The following is a 23108-nucleotide window of genomic DNA, read 5'->3' as shown; positions in this document are numbered from 1 at the left end:
TTTGAAATAAGGCTTAAAAATTTATCGCCCATTTAAATAAAAAACCACCCTTGGATATTCCAGGATGGTTTGAAAAATATAATAAACTATTATTTTATGATTTCGGCATCAATTATCTGATTGCCTTTATATTTTTGTTCAGCTTCCCAAAGCAGGAATTTGTCTACCTCTTTGATAAGCTTTGGAATGGTTAGTGACAATACAACAAGATCATCCATCACTCCCAGTACAGGTATAGCAAATTCAGGAATCAGATCAATAGGAGAGATCACATATACAACTCCAAGTAGAGGAAGAAGAATATCTATAGACTTCATCGGATAGATTCCTCTTTTCCACATTTTGACCATTCTGAAAATATCAGGAATTTTTTTTACAAAGCCCTTGTGGTTGATAGCTTCTTTTGCAAGATTTAATTTTGAATATTTCATTTTGTGTTTGGATTTAAATAAATTTTTCAATGCTATAAATTTCACAAATCCTGTACCAATAAATTATAAAATTAAGTTAAATAACTATTTGATAATATTATCAATGAACTGATGTACAGTTTCTGTGTTCCAATCTTTTGAAGCATCTTCTTTTATAAGGATCCTTCCGGTTTTATCTAAAAGAAAAGTGGTAGGAAATACTTTAGGAAGAATTTTTTCTGAGATTGGGCTTTGTGCAATATACACGGGAACGTTATAATTATTTTCTTTCAAAAATTTTCTTATATCTTCTTCTTTATCGTTCATAGCGATCAATACAAAATCTACATTATCTTTTCTGGAGTCGTATAATTTCTGAATAGAAGGCCATTCTTTTCTGCATGGCGGGCACCAGGTTCCCCAAAAGTTTAAGAAAACACCTTTGTTCCTGAAGTTTTTAAGATTGGTGCTTGGAGTATTAATTCCTTTAAGCTCCACATCATAATCTTCTTCGCTGATGTGAACAGCATTTTCAATGGTAGCAACCGGAAAAAATAAATCCTGCAGCTTATTTTTCACTCCTGGAATGACAAAAACCGCCCCGATGATGATTAGCAATATTAAATAAATTGCATTTTTCTTGATGAACTTCATATTATTTATTTTACTCCAATATACTGGAAGTAATTATTATTTAGCTGATAAAGTAAAAACTTTTGTGAGACCGCACCTTTTTCATCCACGACAGGAATATAAAGTTTATCCTGATTAAATTTAATAAGTTTCAGAGGACGTTCCGGTCTGTCAACAACACTAAAAAAGTCAAATGGAGCTTCAATTCTGTTAATTGTTTTGGTCTTCGTTTTAAAAACTTTATCCGTATCAATTAATTTGTTATTTCTGATCGTATATGCCTGAATGGCCTGCGACTGATCTTTCGTAGAGAAGATTCCATTAGAAATAACAAGGTAATATTTTTGATTATTAATATTCGTTTTTATAATTTCAGATACAAAATAAGGAGTGTCAGACTGTCCCTTATCATATAATGTTTGTACTTTTCCGTTGGAAGAATACTGAACAATCTGATCAAAACTCTTCATTGTTCCTCCAAGTTCTGTATCCCAAACATAAAATCTTAATTTTTTATCTTCAGAAGTAATGATGTATAATCTTTTATTCAACTCCTTAAAATCCTTGGTAAGTGTTTCCGGATTTTCAGAAATAAACTTTTTAAAATCTCCTGAGAATTTTAAGGATTGAGCTTCTTTAGTGTCAAAATCATTATTGTCCAATAACTTTTCATATTCCTTTAAAAAATAGATTTCCTTATTTTCAGATTTCCCTTTTTGAGCATATGAGATATTTGAAATAAGACAAAATGTAACCAGAAATCTGAAAAGCTTTGTCATATTAGATAAGGTCTAAAATTTCCTGAACAGCATCTTTCCCTCTGTTTTTAGCATAATATATCTGCAGATCATTATAGAAGGTTTCTTTTGGATAGGCTTCAGGATCTGCTTTATATTTCATTAAAAGCTCGTATCCATATTTTGGACGAGGGCCCCATGAATTTTTCACATTAAAATCCTTATCAAGAATCAGTACTTTCGGAATAGATTCTGTGCCGTTGGTCAAAAATTGGTTGATTAAACTTTTATCACTGTCTCTTAAGAAAACCCGGACTTCGTTGCGTCCTTCAAAGAATTTGAAAAGAGCAGGTACGGTTGCACTGGCATCACCACACCAAGCTTCAGAAATAATTAAAATATTTCCGTCAAAGTTTTTTGCCGCCAGTTCTTTCAGCTGTTCTTCATCGGGAATGTATTTCTTTACCGTTCTGTCCATTCTCTGAAGACCCAGTTCGTAATATTGTTTATAGTCAGCTTCCTGCTGGTTGGCAGGATTTTCTAATCTTTTATTTGCAATTGTAAGGTATTCTTCAAAAGAAATTCCTTGATCCCAGTAATTTTTCATTACCAAAAATATTTATGTTAAAAATTGTTGATGTTTCTTGTTTTATTGATCAGAAACAGATCAGCCAATACAAATGCTGCAAGGCTTTCCACTACAGGAACTGCTCTGGGAACCACACATGGATCATGACGTCCTTTTCCTTCTACGATCACAGGATTTCCATCTTTGTCAATGCTGTCCTGAGGTCTTAGAATAGTAGCCACAGGTTTGAATGCAACACGGAAATAAATATCCATCCCGTTGGAAATTCCTCCCTGAATACCACCGGAAAGGTTAGATTTTGTAGTAAAATCTGTATTGAAAGCATCATTATGCTCTTTTCCTGTCATTTTAGCACCACAGAAACCGCTTCCGTATTCAAAACCTTTACAGGCATTGATATTCAGCATTGCTTTTGCAAGTTCAGCCTGAAGTTTTGAGAATATAGGTTCTCCAATTCCTACTGGAACATTTTTAATTACACAGGTAATTGTTCCGCCAATAGTATTCCCTTCTTTTTTGATTTCTTTGATTCTGGCAATCATTTTTTCAGCAGTCTCAGCATCAGGGCAACGGACATCATTGCTTTCAGTTTTAGAAAAATCTAAAGCCTGATAGGGTTTTTCACAGAAAATATCACCTACGGAAGAAACGTAAGCATTGATTTCAATATCGGGTAAAAGCTGCTTGGCAAGAGCTCCTGCCACTACCCAGTTCATCGTTTCTCTTGCTGAAGATTTTCCCCCGCCGCGATGGTCTCTGAAACCAAATTTCTGATCATAAGTGAAATCTGCATGACTTGGACGATATGCACCTGCAATATGGTCATAATCTTTTGATTTCTGATTCTCGTTTTCGATGATAAAACCAATGGGTGTACCTGTTGTTTTCCCATCAAAGATTCCTGAAAGAAACTTTACTGTGTCACTTTCTTTTCTTTGTGTAACGATTGCGGACTGGCCGGGTTTTCTTCGGTTCAGCTCATACTGAACCTGATCAAGATCTACCGTTAAACCTGCCGGAAAATTATTAATGATACCACCGTAAGCCACTCCGTGACTTTCTCCAAATGTTGTAAGACTAAGAAGATTACCTAATGTATTGAACATAATACAAAATTACCTTTTTTTCTCCAAATAATAAAGTTTCTGGATTTGTTCTATTTATCAGTGTTTTCGATATTATTGATCACTTTTTCTGCCTCCTTTTTTTCATCAGAATTCATTCTCTTCCAGATAAATCCTTTTCTGATGTCTTTTTTATCAATAAGCTGAGGGAAAATTCCCGCCTTGTTATCGTCATTAATATAGCTAGGGGAAATAGAAGGCAATGGTGTATCAAAGCTATAAGGATAGTCTTTGGAAACATTGAATTTTAAATTGCCGACTTTATAATTATCGAATTGATGGTATTCGTAGGTTGAAGGTTGATAAAGCTGTTCTTTTTCAAATCCCACCATAAAATTTCCAGGTCTGAAGCTTGGAATATATTTTTGAATAAGGTTTGGGAAAGATATTATTGAAATAATGAATACACTGAACACTGAAAAAACGATGATTGATTTTCTTTTATTAAAGTACTCATAACACATTACGAAAAAGATGACAAAAAATACATCTATGAAAAATCTGTATTGAGCTGAAAAAAATAGTATAAGCACACTTTTTATCAGTAATGAAATACATATTAAAGTAATAAGCTTTCTTTTTTTGATGCAGGCAAATACAGAAAAAACAATAAGGCTCAGAATAAAAAGAATGTTGATGACTGATTTGATCCCTTCAAGGAAGAACCAGTTTTTAATATACTCGTAGACTGAAAATTGCTGAATTTCTTCATAAGAATACTGCATGTCATATGTTTTCAGAATGGCATATTGAGATGAGATTTTTAAAACTTCCGGATTAGGTTTCCATGACAGTCCCCAATCACCTATAGCTACTGGAAAGATTGGGTAACCAAAGGTCCACATATTTTTTATGAAGAATAGAAGAAGGATGCCCGCTCCTAATAAAAGTTTCTTGAAATTTGATTTGAATATAAAAAGAGAACAGAGGAAAACCAATATGGGAAGCCATATCATAGTTGGTTTTATAGTAAACACAAAAACTGAAAAGGCAAAGAGAAGAAGTATATTTTTATTTCCTGTGATGATTTCATTTAAAATAATCAGGGAAAAGATCATCACAGGAAGATCGGGACTTGGAGATTGTGAAAATAACAGAAGAACAGGAAGAAAACAAAAATGTATCCAGTTTTTCTTTTCAATACTATAGATGGAATAAATAATCAGCAGAATCGTGTTCATCCTTAAAAATGGATCCGAAAAATTTGAAAATCCAGCCTGAAAAATATGCCAGACCGACATTTGTCCCAAAGTAAGATCCAGGTTTGAGATTCCTTTAATTAATCCATATTCTGTTATCCACTTGATTGTAGGAATATAATAACCAAAATGATCTAATATATAAGGGTAATAAGATCCCCCCAATACAATAATAAAAGAAGCGAATCCCCCCAGATAATAGTTTTTTTTTGAAAACCTATAGAATTCCTGATGAAGCTTATTCTTGAAAAAAGAAAATAATCCCAGTAGTAGCGTGGGAATTTCTATATAGATGGTTAATGGAGTGAAAAAAGAAATCACGGTCCATACCAGACTTATTCCCAGTATTCCAGATAGAATTTTCCCGGAAATTCCCTGAATTAACTCTCCTGAAATTAAATCCATGAGTTTTCCCCAGCCTGCTAAGACCGCAATCATAAGAATAGAAGAAAGGAGAATGGATATCATAAAAAAAGATTGCTTAAAAATAAGCAATCTTTATTATATATTATAGTAAAAAATAGTCTAGCGGGGTTGTACTCTTCCGTCTTTTCTATCTTTTGATCTACCGATTGTATAACCTGTAGCACCACCTACTACACCTCCGATTACAGCACCTAAACCTCTGTTGTTCTTCGCAACAATGGCACCTACAGCCGCACCTCCTACGGTCCCAATGATAGTTCCTTTGGCTGCTTTACTCATACCCTTCTTTTTAGTAGTTCCTTGTGAAGCGCTGTTTCCATTATCTGCATACGCACCATTGTTTCCTGAATTGGAATTTCTGTCTCTGTATACAGTTCTTGTTTCTCTGATTACCTGTGGTTTTGAATTACTTTCAGCGGTAGCCTTTGCTTTTTTAGTTTCTGAGATACTGTCCGCCTTTTTCTGAACTTCGTATACCAGTCTTTCTTTTTCAATAGCTAGCTTTTGCTTTTCTATGTCAAGCTGTCTCGCTTGAAACTCAAGCTTTTGTTCTTCTAGTGACTTTTCAGCTGTCCTGTCATCTTTCTTGCAGGCCGTTAATAAAAAAACGGATAAAATCCCTGCTAATACTATCTTGTTCATAATTCAAATTTTAATAAGCTTAAACCAAAACGGCTTTAATTTTAGTTTTATTTTCAATTATAGAGCCAAATTTCAGTTAATAAGTGTTAAAAAAAAATCAGATAGTTTCGTTACTGATCCTTTTTTGCCAATTTTTCTCCTGTTCATGGTCGCCCTGGGGATATTTGAATTGTAAAAAATAAATATTTATAATTTATAGTTCACTAATAATTTTCATTGAATTCATATAAGTTGACTATTTTTGAGAACCAAATTTTTTTAATATGAAAAAATCAATTTTTACAGTTTCGGCTTTTGTAGGAGTACTAGCCGTTGCAACTTCGTTTTCTTCCAGAGATCTTATAGAGGTACCTTCTGGAGTTTGTTCTGAAATGCATAACAAACAAACTAAAGCCCAAACATTTAAAATCCGCTACGGCCTTCTTGCAAAAGATGGAACGAAAATGCTATCTGGAACTCATGATCTGGATGGTTTTACTGCTGAAAATACATGTACTGGAGAAATCTACTACAGTGATGGCTCTGTATTACTTCCTCAGTATTCTGAAGAAATACCTGCAGGCGTATATTCTTTTTCAGGCAGACAGGGGCAAGGTCACTGGGTAGGTTATGGAACAATAATTGCTACTGTTTCTGAAGCCAACGTAGATGCAGATGGATATATTACAGTATATATCCCTATTATTTGGGAAGAATAATATGATGTAAGATAAAAGACACATCTACTTTTACAGATTCTCTGCATGAGAATTTGAATCAATATAGAGCTATAAGTAGTTGTTTACTTTAATAGGGTGACCTCTTTTTAAGAGAAGAACAGATAAAAAAGTAAATAATCCAACAATATTCTGTTTGGATTTTTCTAAATAGATTTTTTTCATCATTTGTGTTTTTTAGGCCTCCTCTTTGGGAGGCTTTTCTATTTAGAAGGGAATATAAGATGACTGATAAATTTGCCGCTAGATATTGAGAGAAACTTTTATCTTGTTAATCAAACGATGAAGCTTGTGAGTTTGGTAATTCAGCAGTTCATAGATCTCTTTTGAATCTGTAAATTTTTCTGGAACGTTTTTATTGTTTATTTTTCGAAGACCTCTTCTTTTCATAGCTTCATGAATCACTCTTGCGAAGGATTCTTTTGCACTTTGCTTGGCATTGTGCTGAGAAATTCCATTAGAGTGAAGTCTGTATAGGTATAGAGGTTCTTTGATGTATCTGATGTCGCCATGTTCCAGAATTTTTAAATAAAGATCCTGATCTACAGCATTTTTTAATTTAGGATTGATACCCGATGTTTTCCAATAAACTTCTTTTTTGAAAGCAAAGAAATGGGCAAATTGGATTGGGCAATTGAAGAAAAACTGATTGTTATAAATTTGTTTTGTTCCTGGATAGATCTTATCTGGGTTAAGGTATTCATTACATAGCATCATTTGCGAATAAGTGGCTACAATATCATTTCTATGATAGAACTCAAGAGCGGTCAGTTCCAGTGCTTGCGGATAAAGTGCATCGTCCGGGTCTAAGAAGGCGCATATTTCTCCCTCTGCATATTTTATGCATTCCCTTTTGGTGAAGCCACATCCCTGATTTGTTGAATTATGATAAAGCTTAAATCGCGGATTATCTTTGATCAGTGATTGTATAATTTCTACCGAATCATCTGTAGAGGCGTCATCAATGATTACAACTTCCCAATTTCCATAGGTTTGATCCATTAAAGAGTTGTAGCACTCCTTAAAATACTTTCCATTGTTATAGTTGGCTATAAGTACAGAGAAACTTATCACGATATGTTGAATTAATTTACCGTAAAATTAAAAAATATTATACCGTAAAAACATATCCTTGATCATAGTGTATATTGTTTTTTTTTAATATATTTTAAGATTAACAATTATCTTGTAGGTTTATTTTATGATTGTTGTATTGTTAAAATAATACTGAATTAGATGAGATTGGTTGATTTTATTTTGATAATTTAATATATCTTAAAAAAAATTAAATGAAAAATAGTAATACTGCGTTATTTGATAAATAGAATCGTAGCAAAATGAGTAACTGGTGATCAAATCAAAAAAACAAACTTATGTTTTTATACTGGCATGGCGGTTTGGATAATCGTAATATAATATGAGTCTAATCATAAAATAAAAATAAACAGTAGTATAACTTTGGAGTATAATAAGTAACGGAATAAATTTATTTATAATAATTTTTTTTTCATCATTTGTGTTTTTTGAGGCCTCCTTTTTGGAGGCTTTTTTATTTCTGGTATTTTGCTGCTAATAAAAATTACTTAATTTTTTTTTCAAACGCTATCTTATTATGTAATGGCAGTAATTTCTGACAGGCATCATTTTTCTGCCATATTCTTTAATTTATAGCTCATATTAATTATTAGAGAATTTTTCATTTTTAAATGTGAATTTTATTTTAAAAAAAAATGAATTATTTTTTTTTCAAGGATTCTGCTGGTGTTTTGAATTTATTTAAATTAATTATAAATAATTATATATGTGTTTTAAATGATATAATGAAAATAGAAAGAAATGATTAAATGTGTAATTTTTCTTTGAGGATATAAATTGATTTTTTTTTTCAAAAATCGAAATCTTGGCACGATTTTTCAATATACAAACACAACTCATGTTTAATTTGAGTTTTCATGGTTATTAGTTTTTATCCTCGGAATTTCCGAGGATTTTTTTTTGCCCTCCATGATGGTGTTATTGGTAAATGGAATTTAATTCACTTCATTTGAAATAAATTAGAGATATACTGGATCAGTCTCAAAAGTTGAGGGGAATGTTTACTGGTTATATTTTTGTCTTATGCTAAGCGATTAAGATCTTCTAAAATTTTTACTTCCAGAATTTCTAGTTGAACACTTTGATATCCTCAAAGCAGAAGAACATTCTGCTGAACTTCATATTTATTTTGAAGAAAGACCATAATCCATCATTACAGAGATATTCTAAATTATTTTGATAAAAGAAGCACTAACGCAGCGGCTGAATCTTTCAATGCTAAAATCAAAAACTTTAGGATGCAGCTCAGAGGGGTGAAGGACAGATCATTTTTTTTATTCAGATTAACCAAACTTTTTGCGTAGCCCCCAACTTTTGCACCTGATCCCAAATTTTGGATCTGATCCAAAAATTCGTGCATTTGTGGCCATCTATAAAAATAAAAAAACCTCTAAAATAAATTAGAGGTTTTTTATGAGGTACCTAGCGGATTCGAACCGCTGTAGATGGTGTTGCAGACCACTGCCTAGCCGCTCGGCCAAAGTACCATTTTTACCATTTTTGAGGTGTGCAAATATAGTAAAATTTCTTTATGAACAAAAATTTTTAAGCAATTTCTTTCTTTCCAAGAGAGTCAATTTCGCTTTTTGCCTGTCTTTCAGTCTCATAATTTTTGATGTTAACAACTCTTGTTTCACTCCAACTGTCATGCCAGCCATTCATACCGAGAAATGAGAGTGCATCAAATGGTACAATTCTGGAAAGACTTCTATAAAAAATCTGCTGGGTGCTTGGCTTTGTCCCATCTATACTGATTACTTTGGTTCCGGTGATATATTTTGAAACACTTCTTCCATTTAGATAGTTTTCCATCAGAAAATAATAAATAAGAGAGTTAAAGTTGCCAATAAAGAGTTCCCAAAAAACTCCTCCGTGATTATATAAGTAGAAGAGCTCGATAGATGTTAGTTCATAAAGAATACCAAAAACATTCGTAATAATATAATTGATCACTATCAAAACAAAGAGATCAATAATATAATTGAGGAATCTGATTCCACGTGTAGCCTTATTGTATTCAACAATATTTAAAATATTTTTCATTTCTGGTTATTAGTTTTTGTTTATTATTAGTTTTAAAATCCGTTGACAAGTAGTTTTAGCGAAGCATTGGTGTCAATAACAGCAGTAATTCCTGTGTCGCTTAGCAAAATTTTACTGGGTTTAAGATTGAAAACTTTTCCGTTCATCTTTAATCCTTTATAATATTCTTTATTAAAAGCATCTTCAATGCTCTTTCTTGAGGTTTCTTCCAGTTCCTGTGTTGGGATACCGTATTCCTCTTCAATCATTTTTACAATTTTCCCCTGAAATAGAAGAGAGGCTGTTTTATATAAAATATTAGTGGTTTTCAGCTTAAACTTGGTTTCTGATAAAACAATTTTTCTTTTAGCTTCATCATAGACAGGAATTCCGGAAATAATAGAGGTTCCTTTTATATACCCATCAGTCTGTGCTTCAATAACCACTCTGTTATCAACACCATACACTCTTATATCGGTTACTTTTACCTTAGAGTCACGTATATCAAATTCTTTATTTAAAAACGTTTTTCTGGCCATGCTGCTTGCTTCCGTAAAAGGAATATTGGCCGTGGTCTGCAAAACAAAATTATCTGCAACGGTAGGAGTGGGATTAAAATTTGAAACTGTTGTTACCGGTAAAGAAGCTGCCGGCTTACTTCCGGTAAAAGTCTCGGAATAGATGTCAACTCCTAAGGTGGCATTAATCTGATTTGCATAGAATTTTAAAGGAGTAATATTGACGCTTATGGGGCTTACTTTCAGCCAAGTATTATATTCCTCCGAAATATTGAAGGGCTGCAGAAAGGTATTCCATGCCATTAAAGCATATTGCTGAAAATTCAGCTGGGTAGCCATCTGCTGATCTATGGTTTTGCAGAATTTTTCCTGTTGTTCTTTTAGGCTCTTTTCAACAATAGAAGTAATAGGAATCTGTATTTTTCCATAGTCAAGTACAGGTTTTGTAACCCATCGGAATCCATTAGGCTGTGTATTGGTAGTAATAGTCCAGTTATTTTTAAAAGTAACTGTCGTATTAAAAGACATTACCGTTTCAAACGTTGTATTCTGATAGGTATATACCCCCAAAGTACCAATGCCTTTTTCTGCCCATATTTTTAAAGGGACTTCAATCAGAAGATTCTGGCTGGTTCCTCCTACAAGACGGATAGGTCTTGTTTTCCATACTTTCACTTTAAACTGATCGTTATTATTATCTGTATAAGAGTCATCCTGATAAATAAGATCTTTTACAGAAGCATTGATCATATTGCTTAGTTCCGAAAGGGGAATTGTTACCGGCATAGTAATACTTGATCTGATCTTTGGAAAGTTATAGCTTGCCAATTGATTATCAACACCGGTCTGGCCGAAAGCATTGATAAAAATTACTAGAAATAATAGTGTAGCGGATTTCAATTTGTGATGTTTTTTTATGAATGAAAATTTGAATTCTAATTTTCCGGTTTAAAGCTCTTTTCCAGTTCAATACTGGCGCCTTTCATCTCACCCTGCATCGGGGGAGCGGTTTTGGTAATTTTTAATTTAATATAGCTGATCTGTGCAAAGCTGTTTTGAATCTTTGAAATGATCCTTCCTGCAACATGTTCCAGAAGCTTTGATTTTACTTTCATTTCATGATGTAGAATATCATTAATGTCTGCATAGCTTATCGTATCACTCAGATCATCAGATTCTGCGGCTTTCCAAAGATCGGTATGAAGTTCCACATTAAGAATGTAATACGTTCCGATAATGTTTTCTTCAGGAAGAACACCATGGTAGGCATATATTTTTACATCTTCAAGATATATTTTGCTCATTGTCTTAAATTTTACCCAGCAAAAATCGTTTTAATTCTTCAAAATCTGAATTTATTTCAATAGTTTTTTTCTCCTTTTTCATAAGGTCGTTCAGAGATTCCGGAATTTCAATCGAGATATGAATTGCTTTTTCTACGGCATCAGGGAATTTTACAGGATGTGCTGTCCCTAGAATAAACCTTTTTATCAGGATTTTCCAGCAGATATTTTTGTGGGACAGTCGTTGGAGTTATGAAAATAGCAACAGAAGATATGCATGAAATAGGTGATTTCAGGGCAGAAATATCTGATATGTTTTTTAATAAATTCATTGTAACATGATGAAATTTTCAAATAACAAATTTTTTAATACAATATTATATATTTCCTTTTTAAGAGAAATATATACTTGTCTTATTGGTTTAATTGATTAAAAATGTTATATTTATAATATTAACTATAATAAGAATAATCATAAAAAATTTTCATAAATTAAACAGGAAAAGCTTAAAAGCTATTAGTGGAGGTATAACAGACAATTGTGTGGTGGATCTGGACTGCGGACCCAAGGGGTGTGCAGTATGTACAGATTTAAAAGGCCATAGAGTTTGTCTTTATCTTTTCCCTTATGATCCGTCCAGACCAGATAGCTGTATGGTTCTTGAAGCTTAAAAACAAAGTATTACAAAAAAGATCGAGGCACGACCTTATTACCTTATAGTACCAATCTATTATCAGAACCTACCAATTTTGGGGCGGATTGAAATGAGATCAATCAGTTTTTAAAATTCAAAAGCATTGTTAAAACAGTGCTTTTTTCATTAATTCTTACAATTGTGATTAATTTTTTCATTTAAAACGGAAGGAATTGTTATATTTATAAAATGAACTAAATCAAATTATTATGAAAAAAACAAAGAAATTAAACAGAGCAAATCTGAAATCAATCAATGGAGGAATAGGGGGATGCAACGAAAATTGCCCTGATGGTCCTTATGGTCCTAATCAGCCAAGGTCATGCGGAGATTATTATGGTTTACCAGAATGTTGTAAAGGAAGAGTTTTGGTAAGTTATGAATGTTTTGAACCGTTTTAGTTTTAGACAACAAATTTGAAAAACAATATTCTTTACTGTAATTTTAAAAAATAATTATTATGAAAACAATTAAAAAATTATCCAGAGAAGAAAAGAAAAATATCAGTGGCGGCTTCACTGATGTTCAGATTGAAGCTTGCGGCGGTGAGCAATTTGTGTGCTTCCGTGGCGGCGGTGCCTGGGGATGCTGGAGAAAGCCCGGAGGAACATGTTATGCTCCAATGGTGTAATTTTAATAAACATTAAATAGAACAACATGAAAAAGCTATCAAGAATAAAGCTGAAAAATATTAATGGAAAAGGAATACAGGGATGTGGAGGATGTCCAACAGGTGGAAATTATGGTGATGGACCTGAATATACCAACAGCTGCTGGAGCTATTGGGCTCTGCCAGCGAGCTGCAGACAATGTGTAGATGTAAGTACAGATTGCTACGGGCCGGATTATTCTGATTTTAATAATTAAATATATATATTCAATACCAAATTAAAACTACTATGAAAAATCTTAAGAAACTAAACAGAAGAAATTTGGGTCAGATGAATGGAGCGGGTGTTTCCACCTGTAATGGATGCCCTACACATCTTGTTTTCGGACCAGGTTCATCCACAGATCCTTCATGTGAGGGATATTGGATGTTATCAGAGAGATGCAGAATGTGTGTTCTTGTGAGCTCCGATTGTTTTGTTTTTATTACTGCAGAGTAGCCATAAAGACTTTGTGAATAAAAGTAAAAAAGCACTGTGAAAACAGTGCTTTTGTTTATTTTATACTCTTTGAAAGATCAAGCATGGCTTCAATAGGCTTCAAAGCTCTTAACCTTAATTCTTCGTCGATAAGAATCTCAGGAAGTTCATATTTCATACATAAGTACAATTTTTCCATTGTATTACGTTTCATATAAAAACATTCTGAACAGTTACAGCTTTCGTCAAAAACTAATGCAGGAATCAATTCTTTGTGAGGAGCACGTTTTCTCATTTCGTGCAGAATTCCTTCTTCTGTTGCAATAATGAATTTTTGGCATTCATCTTTTTGTACATAATCCAGCAGGGCAGAAGTGGAACCTATAAAGTGAGCCAGTTTCAGAACCGTTTCCTCACTTTCAGGGTGTGCAATCAGCTTTGCATCTGGATTTTCTGCCAATTGTTTGGCAATTCTTTCCATAGAAAAAGCTTCGTGTACTACACAGCTTCCATCCCAAAGAATCATGTCACGTCCGGTTTTTTTAGAAAGGTATCTTCCCAGGTTTTTATCCGGTGCAAAAATAATAGGTCTGTCCTTTGGAAGGGCTTCAATTACTGTTTCCGCATTGGAGCTGGTTACAATGATATCACTTTCGGCTTTGGTTTCCGCATTACAGTTGATGTAGGTGGCAATTAAAGCATCAGGGTGCTGCTCACGCATTTTTCTCAAACCTTCTCCCGAACATCCATCAGCCAGAGAGCATCCTGCCATGGTATCTGGAAGAACTACTTTTTTAGTTGGATTCAGGATTTTTGCTGCTTCTGCCATGAAATGTACCCCGCAGAATACAATCATATCAGCATTTGTATCTTTTGCCTGTCTTGCCAGCTGTAAAGAATCTCCAAGGAAATCAGCGATATCCTGGATCTCTCCCGGTTGGTAATAATGGGCAAGAATGACAGCGTTTTTCTCCTCTTTCAATTTCAGAATGGCTTTTACCAACTCTTCTCCCTGAGGAATGGCTATATCTTTTATATCCAGAAATCCTCTCACAGGAATTGCAGATTTAGCTTTTTCTAATGTTTCGGTACTCATATCAACCTCAATTTTTTTCTTTATAGAAGTTGGAGGTTAGAAATCAGAAGTCGGTTGAAAATAGGGTGAATTTTTTTCCCTGATTTAAAAATCTAACATCTGATTGCTAGCTTCTAATTGCTTTCTATAAAACTTTTTATTAAACTTTCTATTTCTTTTTTAGCTATATCAAGATCAGCATTAATTACGATCTTGTCAAACTCGGCTGCATAAGACATTTCTTCTTCTGCCTTTGCTACACGGGTTTGGATGGTTTCTGCATCATCTGTGTTTCTTGAAATCAATCTGCGTTCCAGTTCTTCGATGGAAGGGGGTTCTATAAAAATAGACAACGCTTTTTCTCCAAAATATTTTTTCAGAGAAATACCTCCTTTTACATCTACATCAAAAATAACAACTTTTCCCTGATTCCAGATTTTTTCTACCTCGGATTTTAAAGTACCGTAATATTTATCAGTATAAACTTCCTCATATTCCACAAAAGCATTTTCGGAGATTTTCTGTCTGAATTCATCAGGTGTTAAAAAATGATAATCCACTGCATGAATTTCACTTCCTCTCGGCTGTCTTGTAGTACAGGAAATAGAAAATTCCAGTTCAGGAAATGTTTCTAAAGAATATTTTACCAATGTAGTTTTTCCGCTCCCCGATGGTGCTGAAAATATAATTACTTTATCCATGTTCTTAAGTTTCGGGTTTCGGGTTCAGAGTTCCGGTTTAGAGGCCATCGGCCATTACCTTGTATCTCCACCCTGTAACTACTACAGTACGTTTAACGTTTGTTCTTTTATTTTTTCCAGATCATCTTTCATCATCACCACCAATTTCTGAATTGCGGAATGATTGGCTTTAGAACCTAATGTATTGATCTCTCTTCCGATTTCCTGAGAAATAAAACCTAGTTTTTTCCCATTGAAAGATTCATTATCCATTACTTCTTTATAGTATTTCAGGTGCTGGGCAAGTCTTACCTTTTCTTCTGAAATATCCAATTTTTCTGTAAAATAAGCCATTTCCTGATAGAAACGGGTCTCATCTACATTCTCGAATTCTTTCAACGACTTTTGGTAACGTTCTTTTACACTGATGATTCTTTCCTCTTCAAAAGGAATCACCTCACCAAGATATTTATCAATATTCTGGATATTCCTGTTTAATTCTTCATGTAAAATGCTGCCTTCAGTTTTTCTGAATTCTTCGAAACGGTCTACCGCAGCATGAACGATCTTAGCCAAAGCTTCCCATTCACCTTCTGTAAGTTCGTCAGGTCTGGAAGTGATCGCATCAGGAAGTCTTACAGCCATTTTAAGGTATTCGAAATCTGGACCGTCTGATGCAATATTTCTCAATTCTTTAACATAAGAATCAATTAAGTTTTTATTTATTTTTACATCATTAGACTCTTCAAGATTCTCCAGATTAACGTAGCAGTCTACTTTTCCACGGATAATTCTATCGTTAAGAATTTTTCTGATCTCAAATTCTTTTTCTTTATATCGTAAAGGAATTTTAATATTTAAATCAAAGCTCTTACTGTTCAGTGATTTAATATCTATTGTAATTTTTTTTCCTTCAAAAACATCTTCGGCTCTACCGAATCCGGTCATTGATAAAATCATAGTTTTTTATTGTTGTACAAAGATAAACATTTAAATTAGCACAGTGAAATCTGTATAGATTACATCTGACCAATAAAATAATGAACGTGAACTGATGAAAAATTTGATTTCTGTAGTAGGACCCACTGGGATTGGTAAAACGAGACTGGCAATTGATTTGGCTCAACATTTCAATACAGAAGTTATTTCCTGCGATTCCAGACAGTTTTTTAAAGAAATGAAAATAGGAACGGCAGCTCCTTCCGAGGAAGAACTTGCGGAAGCTCCTCATCATTTTATTGGAAATCTTTCAGTTGAAGACTACTATTCTATAGGGCAGTATGAAGAAGATGCCCTGCACAAGCTCAATGAACTTTTTAAAGACCATGATACTGTCATTCTTGTGGGAGGAAGTATGATGTATGAAAAAGCACTGATTGAAGGGCTGCATGATCTGCCTGAAGCTAATGCTGAAAATCAGGAGAAACTTCAGAAAATTTTTGAGCAGGAAGGTATAGAAAAACTTCAGGAAATTTTAAAAGAGCTCGATCCTGAATATTTTAATGTCGTGGATCTTCACAATCACCGCAGGCTGCTAAGAGCAATTGATATTATCTGGCAGACGGATAAAAAATATTCTGAGCATATTGCGGTTTCCCAGAATGGCAGAGATTTTAGGGTAATCAGAATCGGAATTGAAGCTCCAAGAGAAGAACTGTATGACAGAATCAACAGAAGAGTGGATATAATGATGGAGAAAGGTCTGCTGGATGAGGTAAAAGGTCTTGAAAAATTCCAAGGTCTGACTGCTCTGAATACTGTGGGATATGCTGAACTGTTTAAATATTTTGATGGAGAATGGGATCTTGATTTTGCGGTTTCCGAAATCAAGAAAAACAGCCGGAGATATGCAAAACGTCAGCTGACATGGTATAGAAAGGCGGATGATATTCATTATTTGCAGTTGGGATACTCTGAAAAGGATTTTGAAGATTTGCTTCAATGGATTGCGGAGCAGTTTCAGAAGTAAATTAAGCTTCCAGTTTGTCATTCTGAATACAGACTGAAAGTCTGCGAACGTAGTTCCTAAGTGGAATGAAGAATCTTACAATAAGCAATGAGATTCTTCATTCGTCAGAATGACAAGCATAATCATTCTTAAAATTCATAGCATAAAAAAATGCGGTCCAAAAGAACCGCACTTCAACAAATATAATTTAATTTACTACTTCCAACCGCCTCCAAGCGCTCTGTATAAGTCTACAATGCTGCTTAATCTCTGTCTTTTAATGGAAGCCAGATTCAGCTCTGCCTGTAGGGAATTTCCCTGTGCTGTAATCACTTCCAGGTAATTGGCTGAACCTCCTTTGTAAAGAAGTTGTGCACTTTTAATACCATCTTTCAGTGTATTGGCCTGCTCTGCAGCCTTTTGTTCCTGAACCTTCAGACTCTCATTGGAAACCAATGCATCAGAAACCTCACCTACAGCATTGAGTACCGATTGGCGGAAGGCCAGAACGTTCCGTTCCCGTTGAATTTTAGCTACTTCCAGGTCCGTTTTTAATTGCTTTTTCTGGAAAATAGGCTGGGTAATCCCTCCCAGAACGGACCCAAATAAGGATGCCGGAATCTGAAACCAGTTATCAATCTTGAATGAATTCACTCCTCCGTTAGCCGTAATTTTCAATGCAGGATACATATTAGCCTGGGCAATTCCTACCATTGCATTTGACTGTAATAAAACCAGTTCCTGCTGGCGTACATCCGGTCTACGGCTTACCATTGCTGCAGGAAGTCCGGCAGAGATGGTTTGAGGTAAAGAAGTGTCAGACATTTCAATTGTTCTGCTTACTTTGTTAGGTGTTTCACCTACCAGAATACTGAGAGCGTTCTCCTGAATGGCAATATTTTGTTCCAGCTGGGAAATCAATAGTTCTGTTGCCTGCTTCTGTGCAGCAGACTGCTGTACTCCTAAAGAAGTTGTATCCCCGCTTTCCCACATTTTCTGTGTAATCAATAGGGTATTGCTGCTCAATTCAAGATTGGATTTCGCAATGGTTAACTGTCTGTCGAGCATCAGCAGATTATAATATCCCTGAGCAATGGCAGCTACAACCTGAGTCTGGACAGCTTTTGAACCTTCATACGTTTGCAGATACTGCATTCTTGAAACTTCCTGCTGATTTTTTATTTTCCCCCAGATGTCGGCTTCCCATGATAAATTGAACGCTGCATTATAATCTTCAACATGACTTTGTCCTAAAAATAAATTTAAGCTTTGACCATTCATGCTGTTTTTAGATGGCTTTGAAATCTGTCCTGATACTGCAAAGCCAACGTCAGGATACTGCATATATTTTGCCTGCTTCAATTTTTCCTGTGAAGCAGCAACCTGTTTTAATGCAATCTGCAGGTCATAGTTGTTTTTAATTCCTTTTTCTATCAATCCCTGTAAAATAGGATCATTGAAAAACTGTTTCCATTCCAGATTAGCAACACTGGCTGTATCGGCAGTTGCTGTATACTGGAACTTTTCCGGAAGCGGAAGGTCCGGCTCCATGTATGCCAGTTTGGACACACACGAAGCAGAGCCTAAAGCTATCGCAAATGTTAGAATAATATTTTTTACTCTTTTCATAGTTTTTAAACTTTTAATTGAATACAAAACTTAGAGAGGTTTCAGTTGATGCAAAAATTGTCTTTAGTAGGAGAAAATATTTAGCTTTTTTAAACCATTAAGAACAGATAAGAGAATAATTAATCTTTTGGTCTTAAAATTTTCTCTAAGTTTTTGTAATTCATTTTTTATTAATGAGTAGCAGCTAAAAGTTCTTCCTGTTGTTTTTTCAGAAGTCTTTTCTTTTTTCTGCTCGGCATTTTTTCATGCAGATACTGGAAGACTACATACATTACCGGAATAATAAATATCCCAAATATAACTCCTGTAAGCATTCCTCCTACGGTACTGTAACCAATAGAGTGATTTCCTTTTGAAGAGGCTCCCTGCGTCCATACCAATGGAAGCATACCTACGATAAAGGCAAAAGAGGTCATCAGAATTGGTCTCAGACGTAATCTTGATGCCTGAAGAGCAGATTCTATCAGTGATTTCCCTGCTTTTCTTCTTTGTACAGCAAATTCCACAATAAGGATGGCATTTTTTGCTAATAGCCCGACCAGCATGATCAATCCGACCTGTACATAGATATTATTATCAATTCCTGCTAATCCTGTGAAGGCAAATACTCCAAAAATACCTGTCGGAATGGTAAGAATAATTGCAAAAGGAAGGATGTAACTTTCATATTGCGCTGCCAGCAAGAAGTATACGAACAGAATACTTAAAAAGAAGATAAATGAAGTCTGGCCACTTGTTTTAATCTCTTCACGGGTAATCCCTGTCCATTCATATCCATATCCTCTAGGAAGTGATTTCTGAGCTACTTCTTCCACCGCCTTGATCGCATCTCCGGTACTGTATCCTGGTTTTGGTGTTCCGTTGATCGTTACTGCGTTGAATAGGTTATTTCTGGTTACGGTCTCAGGTCCGAAAGTTCTTTTTAAAGTAACTAACGTTTTAGCTGGAACCATTTCTCCTGATTTGTTTTTAACATAAATACCTTCCAGAGAGTTGATATCAGTACGATAAGGAATATCTGCCTGAGCCATTACTCTGTAATATTTTCCAAATCTGTTGAAATCTGAAACGAAACTACTTCCGTAGTAAATCTGCATGGTCTGCATCAGATCGGTAACAGAAACTCCCAGCTGATTTGCTTTATCCGTATCTACATCAATAGTGTACTGTGGATTTCCTGCCGCATAAGTTGTAAAGGCAAAAGCAATCTCCGGACGTTTCATCAATTCTCCGATAAATGCCTGAGTAGTTGTTCCCAATTGTTCAAAAGAGCCATTGGTTTTATCCTGAAGCATAAATTCAAATCCGGAAACGTTACCAAAACCCTGGATTGTAGGGAAGTTGAAGAAAAATGCATTGGCATCTTTTACCTGGCTTACTTTACCTGTCAGCATAGCTGCAATCTGATCCGGGTCTTTCATCTCACCACGTTTATCATAATCTTTAAGTTTGATAAATCCAGCAGAGTAAGGCGAAGCATTGGCGTTACTGATAAAGTTCATCCCATCTGCTACCCAAAGGTGATTGGTTGACTTTTCGGCATTGATGATTTTATCAATTTGTGCTGTCGCTTTGTGAGTTCTTTCCAATGAACTTCCCGGAGGAGTATTCACTGCATATAATACAAATCCCTGGTCTTCCGTAGGAATAAATCCTGATGGTGCTTTTTTGATCAGAAAGACACTTGCTGCAGTTATTATTACAAGCCCCCCTATCGCTACCCATTTATTTTTAATTAAAAATTTGAGGCTGTAAATATATTTTCGGGTCATGGTATTGAAGCTGGCATTGAAGGCGTTGAAGAATCTTGCTCCAAAACCTTTTTTATGACCATGGTCACCATGCTCTCCCTGAGGATCATTTAAGAACATAGCACATAATGCCGGACTCAATGTCAAAGCGTTTACCGCAGAAATAAGAATGGCAATAGCTAATGTAAAGGCAAACTGTCTGTAGAAAACTCCTGCGGGCCCCTGCATGAAACCAACCGGAATAAACACGGCACACATTACCAGTGTAATAGAAATAATTGCTCCTGAAATTTCACTCATAGAGTTCATCGTAGCATGTTCTACAGGCATTCCTGTCTGTTCCATTTTAGAATGGACGGCTTCTACTACTACAATTGCGTCATCCACTACAATACCAATGGCGAGTACCAAAGCAAACAACGTAAGCATATTGATACTGAAACCAAATAACTGCAGGAAGAAAAATGTTCCGATAATGGCCACCGGTACGGCAATCGCAGGAATTAATGTAGATCTGAAATCCTGAAGGAAAATGTATACCACAATAAATACCAGAATGAATGCAATGACTAACGTTTCAACAACCTGATGAATAGAAGCATCCAAAAAGTCTTTAGAATTATACATGATAATTGGCTTTACTCCTTTTGGAAGAGTAGTCTCCATTACCTTTACCTGCTTTTCAATTTCTGTAAGAATTTCATTTGCATTAGAACCTGCAGTCTGTAAAATAGCAAATCCTGCCACCGGTTTTCCGTCTACCCTGTTTGTTGCAGTATAAGTATAGGAACCAAATTCTACTCTTGCTACATCTTTCAGTCTTAGGAATGATCCGTCACTATTGGCTTTAATAGCAATATTTTCATAATCTTCCCCTTTGCTAAGTTTTCCTTTGTATTTAAGGATATACTCGTAAGTTTCCTTGCTTCCCTGTCCAAGACGTCCTGGAGCAGCTTCAAGGTTATGATCTTTGATGGCCCCAAGAACCTCCTGCGGAGAAAGATTGTTGGCCGCTAATCTATCTGGCTTCAGCCAGATTCTCATAGAATAATCTCTTGTTCCGAATACCTGAGCCTGTGCTACTCCCGGGATACGCTGTATCTGTGGAATAACATTAATCTTCAGGTAGTTTTGAAGGAATAGCTCATCATATTGTTTTTCATTTTCACTGGTCAGTCCCATGAACATGATCATACTGTTCTGAACTTTCTGTGTTGAGATTCCGGCTTGTACAACCTCCTGAGGAAGCTGGCTCATTGCTTTTGATACACGGTTCTGTACGTTTACTGCAGCATTATCGGCATCAGCTCCCTGTTTGAAGAAAACACTCAGGGTCATGGTACCGTCATTGCTGGAGTTTGAGGTCATATAAGTCATGTTCTCAACTCCGTTCACTGCTTCCTCAATAGGAGTGGCTACAGACCGGGCAACAACCTCAGCGTTAGCTCCGGGATAGAATGCCGTTACCTGAACACTTGGTGGAGCGATATCTGGAAAGAGGGCAATCGGTAAATTAAAGAGAGACAGGGCTCCCAATAATAAGAGTATTATGGAGATGACCGTTGAAAGGACCGGTCTTTCTATAAATTGTTTTAACATAAGAAGTTTATTTTTTAAGTCTTCTGTATTCAGGGTGAATTATAAAGGATTCGCTTTTAGCAAGCTGTCAGAAGAAATATTTTTCGGTCTGATAGGAGCACCGTCTTTTAAGCTTCCAATCCCTGTATATACTATTTTTTCTCCAGGAGAAAGTCCTTCGGAAATAAAATAATAACTATCGGTTTTTCCAGATATTTTAATAGGTCTTCCGGTTACTTTCTTACTCTTATCCATTACATATACGTAGGTTTTATCCTGTATTTCGAAAGTAGATTCCTGTGGGATCACCACTGCATTGGAGATCAGTTGCGGCATACGTATTCTTCCTGTATTTCCGGTTCTTAAAGTTCCGTGAGTATTAGGGAAAATGGCACGTACACTGATGGCACCTGTTGTTTTATCAAACTGTCCGTCCACAATGCTTAATCTTCCTTTTTCAGGATAAGTACTGTTGTCAGCAATTACCAATTCTACCATTGGCATATTTTTCAGCTTCTCTTCCAGGCTCGCTCCGGGATATTTATTCTGGAATCCAATAAAGTCAAGTTCACTTAATGAGAAATAGGCATAGATTTCACTGATATCAGATAATAAAGTCAAAGGACTTGGATCTGTTCTGGAGATCAGACTTCCTTTTTTGTAAGGAATTCTTCCAATATAACCGCTTACCGGTGCTGTAATGGTTGTAAATCCTACATTGATTTTTGCACTTCCTACGGAAGCTCTGGCTTGTGCAGCAGCAGCAACTGCCGCCTGATAATTGGCTTGTGCGGTTTTAAGCTGTACATCAGAAACTACTTTCGCAGCTACCAACGGCTGAAGTCTGTCAACTTCCACTCTTGCTTTTTGAATATTGGCATTAGCTGCCTGAAGATTGGCTTGTGCCATATTCATTTGTTCGCCATAGCTTCTAGAATCTATTTTGAATAAAGGCTGTCCGGCTCTTACATAAGCTCCTTCTTCTACATAGATTCTGTCCAGATATCCATCTACCTGAGATCTTATTTCTACGTTGTTTTTACCTTCAAGGGCAGTAGGGAATTCCTGATATGTAGTAGCGGGTGATGTAGTAACGGTATAAACCGGAAGTTCAGGAGCTGGTGGAGCGGCATTGGATCCTTCTGCAGCTTTGGTGCAGCTCTGTAAAAGAATTATACTTGAAATAAGTACAATAAACCTTGTTTTTCCAGGTATTTTCATTTTGGGTTTAATTTTTTTTAATGAAGTGTTAGAGATAAGTAATGTTCCT

23 protein-coding genes, 1 tRNA gene and 1 pseudogene are annotated in these 23108 nt (G+C 35.3%); 7 read left to right on the top strand and 18 right to left on the bottom strand.

All coding sequences use genetic code 11. The annotated features are described in order from the left end of the window. Positions 1-89 precede the first annotated feature (89 nt). From LF887_RS19835 to LF887_RS19805, 7 genes are all read right to left on the bottom strand, one after another. Entirely contained in the window at positions 90-431 is a 342-nt protein-coding gene (locus LF887_RS19835) for a YkvA family protein (RefSeq protein WP_236855989.1), read from the bottom strand. 84 nt (positions 432-515) lie between these two features. Next, positions 516-1064, bottom strand: coding sequence for a TlpA family protein disulfide reductase (locus LF887_RS19830; protein WP_236855988.1), 549 nt, complete (start codon positions 1062-1064; stop codon positions 516-518). A gap of 5 nt (positions 1065-1069) precedes the next feature. Further along, entirely contained in the window at positions 1070-1822 is a 753-nt protein-coding gene (locus LF887_RS19825) for a hypothetical protein (RefSeq protein WP_236855987.1), read from the bottom strand. Position 1823: 1 nt separating this feature from the next. Next, entirely contained in the window at positions 1824-2387 is a 564-nt protein-coding gene (locus tag LF887_RS19820; RefSeq protein WP_236855986.1) for a thioredoxin family protein, read from the bottom strand. Between the two features lie 17 nt (positions 2388-2404). Beyond that, positions 2405-3475 carry a chorismate synthase gene (gene aroC / locus LF887_RS19815; protein WP_236855985.1) on the bottom strand — a complete coding sequence of 357 codons (1071 nt, stop codon included), beginning with the start codon at positions 3473-3475 and terminating at the stop codon, positions 2405-2407. Between the two features lie 50 nt (positions 3476-3525). Then, positions 3526-5160, bottom strand: coding sequence for an LIC_10190 family membrane protein (locus LF887_RS19810; RefSeq protein WP_236855984.1), 1635 nt, complete (start codon positions 5158-5160; stop codon positions 3526-3528). Positions 5161-5217: 57 nt separating this feature from the next. Further along, positions 5218-5760: a glycine zipper domain-containing protein gene (locus tag LF887_RS19805; protein ID WP_236855983.1), complete on the bottom strand. Its 543-nt coding sequence runs from the start codon at positions 5758-5760 to the stop codon at positions 5218-5220. Positions 5761-6023: 263 nt separating this feature from the next. Between LF887_RS19805 and LF887_RS19800 the strand changes: the two genes are divergently transcribed. Further along, on the top strand, positions 6024-6458 hold the full coding sequence (locus tag LF887_RS19800) for a hypothetical protein (RefSeq protein WP_236855982.1): 435 nt from the start codon (positions 6024-6026) through the stop codon (positions 6456-6458). 261 nt (positions 6459-6719) lie between these two features. Here the strand turns inward: LF887_RS19800 and LF887_RS19795 are convergent, their stop codons facing one another. Then, positions 6720-7550 carry a glycosyltransferase family 2 protein gene (locus tag LF887_RS19795; RefSeq protein ID WP_236855981.1) on the bottom strand — a complete coding sequence of 277 codons (831 nt, stop codon included), beginning with the start codon at positions 7548-7550 and terminating at the stop codon, positions 6720-6722. Between the two features lie 1157 nt (positions 7551-8707). On the opposite strand from LF887_RS19795, the pseudogene LF887_RS19790 reads away from it, so the two are divergent. Further along, positions 8708-8875 (top strand): annotated as a pseudogene (locus LF887_RS19790) (transposase); the annotation flags it as partial. Positions 8876-8987: 112 nt separating this feature from the next. Here the strand turns inward: LF887_RS19790 and LF887_RS19785 are convergent. The 4 genes from LF887_RS19785 to folB form a co-directional block, all read right to left on the bottom strand. Continuing rightward, positions 8988-9058 (bottom strand) — tRNA-Cys (locus LF887_RS19785). 58 nt (positions 9059-9116) lie between these two features. Next, positions 9117-9614: an RDD family protein gene (locus LF887_RS19780; protein WP_236855980.1), complete on the bottom strand. Its 498-nt coding sequence runs from the start codon at positions 9612-9614 to the stop codon at positions 9117-9119. A 32-nt stretch (positions 9615-9646) separates the two neighbouring features. Then, positions 9647-11011, bottom strand: coding sequence for a DUF4403 family protein (locus LF887_RS19775; RefSeq protein WP_236855979.1), 1365 nt, complete (start codon positions 11009-11011; stop codon positions 9647-9649). 35 nt (positions 11012-11046) lie between these two features. Next, positions 11047-11415, bottom strand: coding sequence for a dihydroneopterin aldolase (gene folB / locus LF887_RS19770; protein WP_236855978.1), 369 nt, complete (start codon positions 11413-11415; stop codon positions 11047-11049). An 883-nt stretch (positions 11416-12298) separates the two neighbouring features. Here folB and LF887_RS19765 point away from each other — a divergent pair. The 4 genes from LF887_RS19765 to LF887_RS19750 are packed head-to-tail and all read left to right on the top strand — an operon-like array spanning position 12299 to position 13198. After that, positions 12299-12490: a hypothetical protein gene (locus LF887_RS19765; RefSeq protein ID WP_236855977.1), complete on the top strand. Its 192-nt coding sequence runs from the start codon at positions 12299-12301 to the stop codon at positions 12488-12490. 59 nt (positions 12491-12549) lie between these two features. Continuing rightward, the gene (locus LF887_RS19760) at positions 12550-12720 is read left to right on the top strand and encodes a bacteriocin-like protein (protein ID WP_236855976.1); all 171 of its coding nucleotides are present in this window, start codon (positions 12550-12552) and stop codon (positions 12718-12720) included. Between the two features lie 26 nt (positions 12721-12746). After that, a complete protein-coding gene (locus LF887_RS19755) occupies positions 12747-12956 on the top strand; it encodes a hypothetical protein (protein WP_236855975.1) in 210 nt (69 codons plus the stop codon). Positions 12957-12988: 32 nt separating this feature from the next. Continuing rightward, on the top strand, positions 12989-13198 hold the full coding sequence (locus tag LF887_RS19750; protein WP_236855974.1) for a hypothetical protein: 210 nt from the start codon (positions 12989-12991) through the stop codon (positions 13196-13198). Between the two features lie 55 nt (positions 13199-13253). Here LF887_RS19750 and nadA read toward each other — a convergent pair whose 3' ends face one another. The 3 genes from nadA to LF887_RS19735 form a co-directional block, all read right to left on the bottom strand. Further along, the gene (nadA, locus tag LF887_RS19745; protein WP_236855973.1) at positions 13254-14273 is read right to left on the bottom strand and encodes a quinolinate synthase NadA; all 1020 of its coding nucleotides are present in this window, start codon (positions 14271-14273) and stop codon (positions 13254-13256) included. 113 nt (positions 14274-14386) lie between these two features. Next, positions 14387-14953: a guanylate kinase gene (gmk, locus tag LF887_RS19740; RefSeq protein ID WP_236855972.1), complete on the bottom strand. Its 567-nt coding sequence runs from the start codon at positions 14951-14953 to the stop codon at positions 14387-14389. 81 nt (positions 14954-15034) lie between these two features. Continuing rightward, on the bottom strand, positions 15035-15892 hold the full coding sequence (locus tag LF887_RS19735) for a YicC family protein (RefSeq protein WP_236855971.1): 858 nt from the start codon (positions 15890-15892) through the stop codon (positions 15035-15037). Between the two features lie 94 nt (positions 15893-15986). On the opposite strand from LF887_RS19735, the gene miaA reads away from it, so the two are divergent. Next, complete coding sequence (gene miaA / locus LF887_RS19730) at positions 15987-16901, top strand: tRNA (adenosine(37)-N6)-dimethylallyltransferase MiaA (protein ID WP_236855970.1); 915 nt, start codon at positions 15987-15989, stop codon at positions 16899-16901. A gap of 195 nt (positions 16902-17096) precedes the next feature. Here miaA and LF887_RS19725 read toward each other — a convergent pair whose 3' ends face one another. From LF887_RS19725 to LF887_RS19715, 3 genes are all read right to left on the bottom strand, one after another. Further along, complete coding sequence (locus LF887_RS19725; RefSeq protein WP_236855969.1) at positions 17097-18509, bottom strand: efflux transporter outer membrane subunit; 1413 nt, start codon at positions 18507-18509, stop codon at positions 17097-17099. A 170-nt stretch (positions 18510-18679) separates the two neighbouring features. Beyond that, on the bottom strand, positions 18680-21859 hold the full coding sequence (locus tag LF887_RS19720) for an efflux RND transporter permease subunit (protein WP_236855968.1): 3180 nt from the start codon (positions 21857-21859) through the stop codon (positions 18680-18682). Between the two features lie 39 nt (positions 21860-21898). Continuing rightward, on the bottom strand, positions 21899-23059 hold the full coding sequence (locus LF887_RS19715; protein ID WP_236855967.1) for an efflux RND transporter periplasmic adaptor subunit: 1161 nt from the start codon (positions 23057-23059) through the stop codon (positions 21899-21901). Positions 23060-23108: the final 49 nt, after the last annotated feature.

Origin of the sequence: Chryseobacterium sp. MEBOG06 (assembly GCF_021869765.1) — a bacterium.
In the GTDB taxonomy this organism is placed as follows: domain Bacteria; phylum Bacteroidota; class Bacteroidia; order Flavobacteriales; family Weeksellaceae; genus Chryseobacterium.
Note: the sequence above shows the minus strand (reverse complement) of the source record. Positions and strands in the feature narration are given on the sequence as shown.